Here is an 11,940-nt window from a genome sequence, read left to right as displayed (position 1 = left end):
GTGGCGTTTGCAAAACTTTATACAATGAAGACCGCTATCAGTGCTGCGGATATGCTGAATGATAAAGTGTTACCATACTTTGAAAGCCAAGGTTTTGCAAGAGACTGGACAGCCTTATGATAAGGAAACAATTAATAATCTCCAGTATGATTTTCAAGGATTAGGGATTCATTCACCTAAAAACACAATGACCAACGGTAAGCCGGATACCATCAATTTTTGGAAATGTGATGTCATTGGACCGAGAAAGACTTCCTCTTTAACAGGATATTTGATAAAAAATACCCGTCTCTTTTTTGGGGATAAGGTACTATTAAATAATCACTGTTTAACTTTACAGAAAGAGGAAACTTAAAATGATAACTTCTATCTCTTTTGATTCGCTACTAGACCGATTTTTTTTTCTATCGTCACTATCTTCGTCCGGATACCAAACGGAGCTACAACAACGTAATCCGAATTATCAAAAAGCGTTATCCAAAGTTAAATGCCAATGACATTACCACCGATATGCTCATTGAATGGCGTAATCAAATTGTTGGCGATAAAATCAAAGCAGTAACGTGGAATAATTATGTCAGACATTTAAAAGCCTTATATAACTTTGGTATATCGCAAGGATTACTTAATATAAATCGAAATCCATTTAATCAGTTATTTATTCGAGAATCGAAAAGGAGAAAGAAAACTTATTCAACCGAACAATTACATAAAATAGACCACATACTCAATAATAACGTTGTATTACCTGACTTTCTAAAACCAAGCTGGTTTGTCCTTGCAATTATTATGACATTGAGATGTACGGGGATTCGGCGAGGACAATTAGTGAAACTGAAAATTGGTGATGTAGATCTTTCTAATAGGACGATTTATATTTCGCCGGAAATCAATAAAAATCATGATTACCATATCGTACCGATTTCAGATTCACTTTATATTCATATAGAAAGGCTTATTACTGAATTAAAAATAAGAAAACAAACAGATAATTGCCAATTGTTCAATCTCAATTTATTTTCTCGATGCTCTCGAAGAAGAGGGCAGCCGATGAGCCAAAATCAGCTTACGCATATATTTCGGCATATTTCTGACTTGGTCGGTTTTACTTCATCACCACATAGATTTCGACATACAGTTGCTACTCAATTAATGAAGAAGCCCGAAAATGTTTATGTGGTTCAGAAATTGTTAGGGCATAAGGATATCAGCGTAACACTGGGATATATTGAGCACGATGTGGAAATGTTGAGGGAGACAGTGAATTTACTCTGATAAAAGAAAAATGGGAGAATATAATTTCTCCCATTCTTTTTTCTATAAATAGATAATTTCTGTTCTACTTTGTAGATGAACAGATTTGATACTTTTAATTACTTTTCCATTAGGGAAGTTATTTATATTCTTTAGATTAAGTAATGACTGAGGTATGAATGAGCGATTATTATCGATTAGAGTTAATGCAAATACCTGCTTCTTAGTTTTTAATGCTTTATCAAATGCAATGTTTAGATAAATAGCATTATTTGTCAAAGTTATTTCAGAGCTTAGTAAAAAATTAATTGATTTTAACAATGACAATTTTAGGAATGTTGTTCCATCAGATTTAGTCTTAATTTTGTTTATGTCTAATCTATTATTAATTGCAGCATAAAAAAACTCTCGTGCTCCATCATCATATTTAACACCACATAAATGCATAAAATTTGAACGCTTAAAAATAATAGAAATATTCTCGTCATCAGTAGAATACACGACTTCTTTATTAATGAAGTGAGTTTCAAAGAAGAAAGCCGCATTTTCTATATCATTTATATATTTTTTTAATCTTTCTTTTTCAGTCATTATATTTATACCACCGAAATAATTAAGCCCACCAAAAGGTGGGCTTAAAATGTTTGGAGATGTTAGTTTTTCTGATGTCTGCCATCTGCTAGGCCTTATATATCCTAGATTAGTTTCAAGTTTTTCTGATGCTTGCCATCTGCTAGGCCTTATATATCCTAGATTAGTTTCAGATTGACGATGTGCTAACCCACATTTGCGTTTTAAGGCTACGCTTCCTTATCAATATAATAGGGAGTTTTTTTACAAAAAGCAAGAATAAAAAATGATTTTCAGGCTTTACAAACTTGAAAGAATGTGTAAGATCTAGAACGTCTGAAATTCGGACGGAAAATCCCAATGGATGTATTGGCTGGATACATCGTAGTAACTGTGTATTTGCGAATATGATTTGAACAATCCTACACAAACGATTCAAAATCTTTTGCCATAGATTGGGCATTGCAGCTGGAATAGATTAAATAAGTTGAGCCCAAATTGTTTAAAAATTCCGCTAAAGATTGACCAATGCCTCTACGAGGTGGGTTTACAATCACCAAATCAGGTGGGGTGCTGTTTTCATTTAAGGCAAATTTTGCAGAATCGAGCGAGATAAATCTTACTCTGAACTCTTAGAAAAAGTTGCTTGTTCTGGAAGTATTTTATGGGGTTCTTTTTTTGCTTTTATAGACATATATTTCTCCTTAATAGGAGGCAATTATATGGTAATGGCTAGAAATAAAAAAGTGTTGGAATGATATTTAAACCAACACTTTCTAACTAGATCAAATTTTATTTAATTACACCACACGCCATTCGAGGACCACCACCACCAAGAGGAGCCGGGTGGTCTGAGTGGTTATCGCCGCCTTCGTGGATCATTAATGAACGACCTTTAATTTCATCTAATTTTTTCAAGCGAGGGGCTAATACTGGATTAGTTGATGTACCATCGTGTAAAACGGTTAATGCAGGTAAATCGCCTAAATGAGCATCATCAGACCACGGGAAGCCGTGATGTGGGGCTTTATTAGGGTTCCAGTGTCCTCCTGCGGCTAAGCCTGCTGTGAGCTTGCCACCTTTTTCTTTTGCATCACAGCTTGGGTTTTCGTGAATATGGAAGCCGTGTAAGCCTTCTGTTAAATCTTTTAGATTTGGAGTAAATACTAAGCCGTATTTAGATTCAGTAATTTCTACTGTACCAATATCTTTATTGCCTTTTTCTACATCAAGAAGTTGAATCGGCACGGTAATTTTTTCCAGTTCGGCTGCTGTTACCGAAAAGCTGAATAAAGAACCTAATGCAATTGCTAATGCTGTTTTCATTTTCATAAGACTGCCCTTTTTCATAGATAAGCCGTTAATTGGCAATTCATTTTAACCATAGCAGTCAAATTTTGTCAAGTTCTAAGGCTAATGTTGCCGCTGATTTTGTGGCACTTTCAATTGCGGATGCTGAAATTTCAATGCCAGTTAATTCAACATCAATCCTTTTTTTTGTAATGCTTTTGTACAATGTAAACCAAAACCGCCTACGCCACAAAACAGATCCCAACACTTTTTTATTGGTAAATTTTCAACTCATTGTTGAGCTGTCAAGTAAAGCTGGCTGGCTACAGTTGGATTTGTTTGGAAAAAGCCTTGTGGGCGAATAAATAGCGGTACGCTATTGAAATTTTCCTCGATCACTTTTCGTTCGGTTAAGAAAATCTCCGTTTCACCTTCTAAAACAGCGGCGTGTTGCGGTTGAATATTTAGGCTAACCACCGAATTAGGCGGTAATTTTTCTAACAGATGGGGTAATTCTCGCTCCACCAATGCTCGCTTTGATTCGCTTCGCACCACAAAACGGAGCATTAACGATTGGTTATATTGGCTTTCAGTGATTAGGATATATTTCAGCTCGCCTTTTTTCTTTTTGATGTTGTAGGGCACAAGGCCTGCTCGGCCAATAAAATCTTTAAGAATGGGGAATAAGCTATAAAAAGAAGCTGGGTAAAGTAGGCAGTCGGTTAAATCTACCCCACTTTGCGGGTCGTGTTGATCTTTTAAAATGCCTAAAATTGGGCGTTCCACACTACCTGAAACCACCATTTTCGCTTTATTGCGAAAATGTGAAATGGGGGATGCTACAAGCGGTAAGATTTCCGTTTTATTTTGCAAAATAAATGGAGAAATTAACCGCTTGAGGTCGGCTTCTTTATCGGCTAATTGGCTCTGGTATGGTTTTTCAAGTCATTGGCAGGAGGTGCAATCACCACGTTTAAAATGTGAGCAGTTAGCTAGATTAGGCATTTGTTTCTTTCCACGCTAGCCAGTGATTTTGTAAAGCGGTCAGCCTAGCTTGAGCTTGCTGATAAGCTTTACTGTTTTCTAGCTCACGCCAAGTGACAGTTTTACGCTTCATTAATGATAAATGACGCGCTTTTTGAATTTGAGTAGGCTGATATTTCAAGCCATCTAAAACCTGAACGACGCCCTCTGGCTGATTGCAAAGCAGCAATAAATCGCAGCCGGCTTGAATGGCTTTTTCGGTGCGTTCTACAACATTACCCATAAAGCTAGCACCTCGCATACCCAAATCATCAGAGAAAATGACACCATTGAAATTGAGTTGTTTGCGTAAAATGTCTTTTAACCAGTAAATTGAACCGCTTGCAGGCTGGTTATCGCATTCGGTATAAACAACGTGAGCTGGCATAATAGCGGAGAGTTTACCTTTACTAATAAGTTGTTTGAAGGGGAGAATATCGTGATTAAATATCACCTCTTTTGCTCTATCATCAAAAGGCGTTTCTAAATGTGAATCAGCTAAAACATATCCGTGACCAGGAAAATGCTTGCCTGTAGTTGCCATCCCCATTTCCAACATTCCGTCAATAAAGGCTTCAGCAATTGGCAAAATCGTGTATGGATCTTTCCCAAATGATCGATCGCCAATTGCCTTGCATTCGTGTCCTAAATCTAAAACAGGGGCAAAACTTAAATCAATATCCAATGCAAACATTTCAGCCGCCATTAACCAGCCTGTTTCTCTCGCGAGTTGCAATGCGTGCTCTTGGGTTTGAGCTAGCAGGCTAAAAGACTGCATTGCAGGCAATTTTGTAAAGCCTTCACGGAAGCGTTGCACCCGACCGCCTTCTTGGTCGACAGTAATAAGCAACGGTTTTTTCACCCGCTGGCGAATGGATTTCACTAATGCCTGAATTTGTGCTTTGTCGTAGAAATTACGGGTGAATAAAATTAGCCCGGAAACTAAAGGGTGTTCCAGCATTTCGACTTCTTCTTGAGTCAGTTCTTTATCTTTAATATCAATCAGTAACATAATTTTCGTTGAGCTATTTGCAAAAAAATGAGCAGATATGACCGCTTGTTGTGCCTATTCTACATTAAAAAGCCCTTGATGTTGATCAAGGGCGAATGATTAAGGGCATAAATGAGACAGAGCAATTATGCTTGTTCTAATTTAGCTTGGTTACGACGCATTTTTATGTTGAGCATTTCAACCACAACCGAGAAGCCCATTGCCGTATAAACCACTGCTTTTGGAATATGAATATCAAAACCTTCGCCGACTAATACAATACCGATTAAAATCAAGAACGCTAAAGCGAGATTTTTAATAGTTGGGTTGTTATCTACAAAGTCCCCAATGGTTTTCGCTGCTAACATCATTACCGCAACTGCAATGATAATCGCAATAACCATTACCGGAATATCATCTGCCATTGCCACAGCAGTAATGACTGAATCAAGGGAGAAAATAATATCAAAAATTGCAATTTGAATTAACACCATAAAAAAGCTGGCTTTTTTAATGGATTCGCTTTTTTCTTCGTGAGATTCGGCAGAAATGGATTCTTTCAGCTCCATTGCACTTTTAACAATCAGGAATAATCCACCGATGAGTAGAATGAGATCTCTACCTGAAATTGGATTGTTGCCAATAGTGAAAAGAGGCTCGACCAAACGCATCATCCAAGCAAGCGAGAGAAGCAATAAAATACGGGTTCCCATTGCCAGCCCCAAGCCGATAATTCGGGCAGATTGGCGTTGTTCAATAGGTAAACGGGAAACGAGAATACTGATGACGATGATGTTATCAATGCCTAATACGATTTCAAGCCCGGTAAGTGTAAAGAGCGCAACCCAAGCTTCAGGATTTGTGATCCAGTCAAACATAAAAATGTCCTTTTAAAAATAAGGGATTAAGTGATATTTTCTATCAAATAGAATTAAAGCCGACATCTTATAGAGTGTGAGGACAAATTTAAAGGGGGCAATGCAAAAAGTTTTGTAAAATTTCGGCGGTAAAATGTTTACGCAAATAGAAACCAAGAGGGAGAGATTGAACAATCTCCCCTTTAGCGTTGATAGCAGAGGTGATAGAGCGGTTATTTCTACCTTTGGGTCTGAGTTGTAACACTTCGCCTAAGGTTGCATTAATTTTATGCAGTTCACCTAACACAATCAACTCCATTAATTCCTCCCAATCTTGCTGTAGGCGGGATTCTTGTGTGATAGTCGGAGACCATAAAATCGGCTGACCGATATGGCGTTCGGCAAGGGGTATCTTTCGTTCCCCTTCAACCGGAATCCAAAGCACACGGGAAAGCTTATGTTTAACGTGGGAGGTTTCCCAAGTAATACCGTTGTTTTGGGTTAAAGGAGCAAGGCTGACGAATGTGGTTTCCAGCGGTAATCCTTTCTGATTGACCGGAATGGTTTTCAGCTCAATGCCTAAATGTGCAAAATCCTGTTCGGCTTTACTGCCGGCTTTCGCACCTAAAGCGGTTTCAATCAGAGTACCGACCCAGCCTTTATCTCGTTTCAGATCTGCTGGTATCGGAATATGAAGCATCTCGGCAATTTCACCTAAAGTGAACCCTGCCAGCCATTCCGCTTTGCTTAATAATGCCTGCTCGGTTGGAGAGAATGTAGATAATTGCATTGCACTTAGTTAATTAGACTAAACTGGCAAGCGGTCAAATTTAGGCAGAAATTTGCAAAAAATTACTAAAAAATAACCGCTTGTGAGGAAATTACATCCAAGCATTACTGCGAATAACGCCTACTGCAATGCCTTCAATTTCAATATATTCTTGAGCAGGGTTTACTACAATCGGTTTTAATTCATCGTTTTCAGGGTGTAAGTAAATTAATTCACCTTTCTTCTCTAAGCGTTTAACAGTCACTTCATCATTTACCCGAGCAACCACCACTTGCCCGTTACGAGCGGTATTGGTTTTATGAACGGCTAATAGGTCACCGTCTAAAATACCGATTTTTTCCATTGAATTGCCATTTACTTTGAGTAAATAATCAGCACTTGGATTAAACATCGCACCATTCACCGGGTAATGGTTTTCAACGTGTTCAACCGCTAAAATAGGTGTGCCAGCAGCTACTTTGCCAATCAACGGTAAGCCTTCATCTTCATCGTTGGCAGCTTGGTTTTCGTCTTCGACTAAAATGCGAATTCCACGAGATGTACCTGATAACATTTCAATATAGCCTTTACGAGCAAGGGCTTTTAAGTGTTCTTCTGCCGCATTAGGCGATTTAAAGCCGATTTCACGGGCTATTTCTACTCGGGTTGGTGGCATACCGGTGGTTTCAATATGGTTTTTGACGAAATCAAAAATTTCTTGCTGACGGGCAGTTAGATGTTTACGCATTTTAAGTTAATCCTCACTGTTTTTATATACAGAAAATATTGATAGTATATACAGTATTTTTGATTTTGTAACTAATAATTTCACGAAATTCCATAAAAATTTATGGTAGAATGGAAGAAATTAGAGGTTAGACCTCCAACAATAACGATTCTAAAAGGATATTTATATGTCTGGCTTATTAAATTTTTATCGAGCTTTCCTAAACTTACCACTTTCACTTTTAGTAAAATCTCGCTCTATTCCGACTCATCCGGTGGCTGAACTGGAACTAAATCTTGAACAGCCGATTGTCTATGTTCTACCTTATACCTCGCAAACCGATTTATTAATTTTACAAAAAAACTGCTTGGCTTTGAATTTGCCCGATCCGTTGCAAGAAAATGTGATTGAAGGGCAAACATTGCTTCGTTTTGTATTTTTAGATGAAGGTCGCCGTTTTTTTAAATCTAAAGGGGCGAAAAGTGAGACAGAGTCGATTTTTTATCGTTATTTAGATTTACATCGTGCTAATGCTGAATTAGACGTCCAATTAGTGCCGGTTTCGGTATTATGGGGGCGGGCTCCGGGCAAAGAAGATGCCCGCCATTTACAGGTGCTTACCTCATTCCAACGTTTTTTATCCATGGTTTGGTTTGGGCGTGATAATTTTGTACGTTTCTCCCCTGCAGTATCGTTACGCTATATGGTAACTGAATATGGTGCAGATGAAAAAATCGCTCAAAAAATCGCGCGTGTGGCGAAAATGCACTTTGCAAAATTGCGTTATTCAGCAATGGGGCCTCGTTTACCAAATCGTGATGCGATGTTTAATAAAATCCTGAATTCAGAGGTGATTCAAGCTGCGATTGCGGAAGAAGCGAAGAAATCATCGCCTGAAAAGGCTCGCAAAGAAGCCGAGAAAATCATTAATGAAATTGCCGCTGATGTAAAACACGAGAGTTTGCGTGTAGCAGATCGAGTTCTGAGCTGGCTTTGGAATAAGCTTTATCAAGGGATCAACGTGCAAAATGCAGACCGTGTGCGTAAATTGGCATTAGAAGGTCACGAGATCGTTTATGTGCCTTGCCACCGTAGCCATATGGACTATTTGCTCCTATCTTATCTACTTTACCATCAAGGATTAGTACCGCCACATATTGCCGCTGGGATCAATTTAAATTTCTGGCCGGCAGGCCCGATTTTCCGTAGTTGGGGAGCATTTTTCATTCGCCGTACCTTTAAAGGAAATCGCCTCTATTCCACCATTTTCCGTGAATATTTAGCGGAATTATTCTATCGTGGTTATTCGGTCGAATATTTTATTGAAGGCGGGCGTTCACGCACAGGTCGTTTATTAGAGCCTAAAACCGGTATGATGTCGATGAGCCTACAAGCCTTACAGCGAGGGCTGAATAGACCTTTAAGTATTGTGCCTGTTTATATCGGTTATGAACACGTCTTAGAAGTCGATACTTACGCTAAAGAGTTGAGAGGTGCGGCAAAAGAGAAAGAAAATGCGGGCTTGGTGCTACGAGTGCTGAAAAAACTGAAAAATTTAGGTCAAGGATATGTGAATTTCGGTGAGCCAATTTTGGTGAATAATTACTTAAATCAATATTTCCCTGAGTGGAAAGAGCCTTCCGAAGATGGACGACCTAAGTGGTTAAATGAAGCCGTGGATAATATTTCACATCAAGTAATGGTGAATATCAATAAAGCGGCAGCAGTTAATGCGAAAAACTTAGTGGGGTCAGCATTATTGGCATCTCGCCAGCGTGCATTAACCCGTGAACAACTCATTGAACAACTTGAAAGTTATATTCAGTTATTTCGTAATGTACCTTATTCTAAAGATATGACATTACCAACTGAAAGTGCAGAAGTGATGTTGAATCATGTTATTCATTTACCTCGTTCGGGCGTTTTAATTGAAAAAGATAATTTTGGTGAACTGGTTCGTTTAGAACGAGAATCTGCTGTGTTAATGACATATTACAGAAATAATGTGCAGCATTTATTTGTGTTGCCTTCACTTGTTGCAAGTATGGTACTTCATCATGAGGCTGTTTCGAAAGATGTTGTGATTAAGTCGGTTAATCGTATTTATCCATTCTTGCAAGCAGAGTTATTCTTACACTTTAAGCAAGAAGAATTAAAAGCACATATTGAAGCAATTATTGCGGAACTAAGTCGGCAGGGGGTGATTAAAAACGAAAGTGATATGTTAATGATCAATCGCTCACATATTCGTACCTTGCAATTACATTCAGCTGGTGTGCGTGAAATCCTTCAACGTTATTATATTAGCCTAAGTGTCTTGTTGGAGCAGCCAAATATTAGTCGTGGCTCTTTAGAAAAAGAGAGTAGTTCAATTGCTCAGCGTTTATCAGTCTTGCATGGTATTAATGCGCCGGAGTTTTTTGATAAGGCGATTTTCTCTACCTTTACATCAAGTCTAAAAGCACAAGGGTATTTTGATGGTGATGATAATTTAGCGATTGCAAAAGTTAAAGAAACGGAATCGTTGTTACGTAGTTTGATTTCGATTGAAGTTCAACAGACCATTCAAGGTGCGATGGCTAAAGTCGCAGAATCTGTAGAGAATCCTAATATCGCAGGATAATAAATCAAAGAAGGGCGCTAACAAGCGCTCGTTTCTTGCAATTTTGTTGCCAAAAATAAAAGCTGAATGCGCGACCACATTCAGCTTTTTTACTTCCTATATAATTATTTTGGTTCACCGATTGGTAAAACAGTCTTACCAAAACTTTCATTAATAATATCCGCAGCGGCTAAGTAGAACGCTAAGAATGCGGTTAATAAACCGAAGTTACCACCAATGTTAGTTAGGGTGGTGTTATGGGTAAAATCACCTGCGGCTAAAAGGTAGAAAGTAATGGTTAAACTTAAGAAAATAGCTTGTAATGCACGGGCTTTTGCTAGTGTGCCGATGAACATCATAAGTGTGAATGTTCCCCAAGCTACTAAGTACCAACCAACGAATTCTGCCGATACATTCGCAGCAAAGAACACTTTAAATAATGCAAAAGACCACCAGAATGCACCATAGCTGGTAAACGCAGTAAAGCCGAACGTGTTACCTTTAGCAAATTCAAACATACCTGCAATCATTTGTGCTGTGCCACCGAAAGCAAATCCCATTGCTAAAACTAAACCTACGTTTTCACCGCTGAATGTACCGTTATTGATTAGGCTTAGTAAAAATGTAGTAAGTGCAAAACCGCATAAACCGAGCGGAGCCGGGTTAGTTCCTGAATTTGGAGCTGACATTGAAAACCTCTGTTATATTGTTACACCATAAGTGTGGTAATTGTTTATCTACGCCGATAAATCAGACGTTATGTGCCTAAAATTTAGGGCGATAAAGTATAGCGATTTTGCAGTAAATTGACTAGAAATTTCCGAGACAAGCGGTGAGATTTTTGCAAAATTTTGCCAAAAAATGACCGCTTGTTGTTGTCATTTAGCTATGGATTTAACTGCCGATATTGGCTGGGTGTTACGCAATATTGCTTTTTAAAGGCGGTAATAAAATGCGGCTCGGATTGGAAGCCGCAAGATAAGGCGATACTTAATACCGACCCAGCTTGGCTTTTGAGCAGCATTGCTGCTTTTTGTAGCCTAATTTTGTGTACAAAAGCATGTGGGCTAATACATAAATGTTTGTTAAATAAGCGGACTAACTGGGCACGAGAAAGGTGGATAAATGCCGCCATATCATCGACTTGCCATTCGTGTTCGGGATTAAGCAAAATAGCTTTGATCAAAGGTCTTAAGCGTAAGTCTTGCCAACCTTTTAAAATACCGAATAACTGATTGTTATGGTTAACTAGAAGATGTTCTCGTAAGATCATAGTTAAAATAACAACAGCAAGCGAGTTAACCACAGATTTTACGGCTAAATTAGGTGTTTCTGCTTCTTGTTTTAGAATATCTAACATTGCTTTTAATGGTGTCTCGGCAACTTGAAATACGATCATTTCAGGTAAGCTTTCCATTAATTCGGCTTGATGGTCATAATAAAAATGGAGGCAGAACATATCGCATTTTGATTGAGAAAGTCCTGCTTGGGTGAGTGTAAATGCACCCAATTGTTCAAGGTTTACCGCATTTTTGCTGGTCAAAGGCTGTATTTGACTACGTAATGTATGATCGGCAAATCTGGGGAAAAATACAATATCTCCCTGTTTAAGGTGATGGGTTTTCCCATTATGTTGTAGATAAGCTTGCCCATAGCTGATGATATGAGCGATTGCTTGTCCGGTTTGATGCGGATTCTCAAGTTGCCAATCTCCCTGTAACTGACATTTCACACTGATTCCGGCTGAGATTTGAGCGAAAGCTAGAAGCCTATCTAATATATCCATTGTTCATTCCTTATATTTCCACCTTAAATTGCGATTATTTCATTATAATATGAGCTGATTTGATAATAAAG

At 38.4% G+C, this 11,940-nt stretch carries 10 protein-coding genes and 3 pseudogenes; 3 read left to right on the top strand and 10 right to left on the bottom strand.

Going from position 1 to position 11,940, the window contains the following annotated elements; translation table 11 throughout:
* Nucleotides 1-94: 94 nt before the first annotated feature.
* Nucleotides 95-355, top strand: a pseudogene (locus EDC41_RS06800) (conjugal transfer nickase/helicase domain-containing protein); the annotation flags it as partial.
* A 194-nt stretch (nucleotides 356-549) separates the two neighbouring features.
* Nucleotides 550-1,275, top strand: coding sequence for a tyrosine-type recombinase/integrase (locus EDC41_RS06795; protein ID WP_472778941.1), 726 nt, complete (start codon nucleotides 550-552; stop codon nucleotides 1,273-1,275).
* Between the two features lie 42 nt (nucleotides 1,276-1,317).
* On the opposite strand, the gene EDC41_RS06790 is transcribed toward EDC41_RS06795, so the two are convergent.
* The 8 genes and pseudogenes from EDC41_RS06790 to lexA all read right to left on the bottom strand — a co-directional run bounded on the left by EDC41_RS06790 (nucleotide 1,318) and on the right by lexA (nucleotide 7,502).
* The gene (locus EDC41_RS06790) at nucleotides 1,318-1,845 is read right to left on the bottom strand and encodes a PBECR4 domain-containing protein (protein WP_006250605.1); all 528 of its coding nucleotides are present in this window, start codon (nucleotides 1,843-1,845) and stop codon (nucleotides 1,318-1,320) included.
* Between the two features lie 410 nt (nucleotides 1,846-2,255).
* Nucleotides 2,256-2,447: pseudogene (gene rumB, locus EDC41_RS06785) on the bottom strand (23S rRNA (uracil(747)-C(5))-methyltransferase RlmC); the annotation flags it as partial.
* A gap of 169 nt (nucleotides 2,448-2,616) precedes the next feature.
* The gene (gene sodC / locus EDC41_RS06780) at nucleotides 2,617-3,156 is read right to left on the bottom strand and encodes a superoxide dismutase family protein (RefSeq protein ID WP_020831225.1); all 540 of its coding nucleotides are present in this window, start codon (nucleotides 3,154-3,156) and stop codon (nucleotides 2,617-2,619) included.
* Nucleotides 3,157-3,229: 73 nt separating this feature from the next.
* Nucleotides 3,230-3,990, bottom strand: a pseudogene (locus tag EDC41_RS06775) (class I SAM-dependent methyltransferase); the annotation flags it as partial.
* A 121-nt stretch (nucleotides 3,991-4,111) separates the two neighbouring features.
* Nucleotides 4,112-5,149: a beta-N-acetylhexosaminidase gene (nagZ, locus tag EDC41_RS06770; protein ID WP_006250610.1), complete on the bottom strand. Its 1,038-nt coding sequence runs from the start codon at nucleotides 5,147-5,149 to the stop codon at nucleotides 4,112-4,114.
* Nucleotides 5,150-5,274: 125 nt separating this feature from the next.
* Complete coding sequence (locus EDC41_RS06765) at nucleotides 5,275-6,006, bottom strand: TerC family protein (RefSeq protein ID WP_020831228.1); 732 nt, start codon at nucleotides 6,004-6,006, stop codon at nucleotides 5,275-5,277.
* A gap of 88 nt (nucleotides 6,007-6,094) precedes the next feature.
* The gene (gene mutH, locus EDC41_RS06760) at nucleotides 6,095-6,775 is read right to left on the bottom strand and encodes a DNA mismatch repair endonuclease MutH (RefSeq protein WP_020831229.1); all 681 of its coding nucleotides are present in this window, start codon (nucleotides 6,773-6,775) and stop codon (nucleotides 6,095-6,097) included.
* 91 nt (nucleotides 6,776-6,866) lie between these two features.
* A complete protein-coding gene (lexA, locus tag EDC41_RS06755; RefSeq protein WP_006250537.1) occupies nucleotides 6,867-7,502 on the bottom strand; it encodes a transcriptional repressor LexA in 636 nt (211 codons plus the stop codon).
* 166 nt (nucleotides 7,503-7,668) lie between these two features.
* Here lexA and plsB point away from each other — a divergent pair, with 166 nt between their 5' ends.
* Nucleotides 7,669-10,104: a glycerol-3-phosphate 1-O-acyltransferase PlsB gene (gene plsB, locus EDC41_RS06750; RefSeq protein WP_006250538.1), complete on the top strand. Its 2,436-nt coding sequence runs from the start codon at nucleotides 7,669-7,671 to the stop codon at nucleotides 10,102-10,104.
* A gap of 104 nt (nucleotides 10,105-10,208) precedes the next feature.
* On the opposite strand, the gene EDC41_RS06745 is transcribed toward plsB, so the two are convergent.
* Together EDC41_RS06745 and EDC41_RS06740 are read right to left on the bottom strand one after the other, a co-directional pair.
* A complete protein-coding gene (locus tag EDC41_RS06745; protein ID WP_006250539.1) occupies nucleotides 10,209-10,772 on the bottom strand; it encodes an acetate uptake transporter in 564 nt (187 codons plus the stop codon).
* Nucleotides 10,773-10,969: 197 nt separating this feature from the next.
* Complete coding sequence (locus tag EDC41_RS06740; protein WP_020831234.1) at nucleotides 10,970-11,869, bottom strand: AraC family transcriptional regulator; 900 nt, start codon at nucleotides 11,867-11,869, stop codon at nucleotides 10,970-10,972.
* Nucleotides 11,870-11,940 lie beyond the last annotated feature (71 nt).

It is taken from the genome of Mannheimia haemolytica (assembly GCF_004342115.1).
Lineage (GTDB): Bacteria > Pseudomonadota > Gammaproteobacteria > Enterobacterales > Pasteurellaceae > Mannheimia > Mannheimia haemolytica.
The sequence above is the reverse complement of the archived record's forward strand: the minus strand, read 5'-3'. Positions and strand labels throughout refer to the sequence as shown.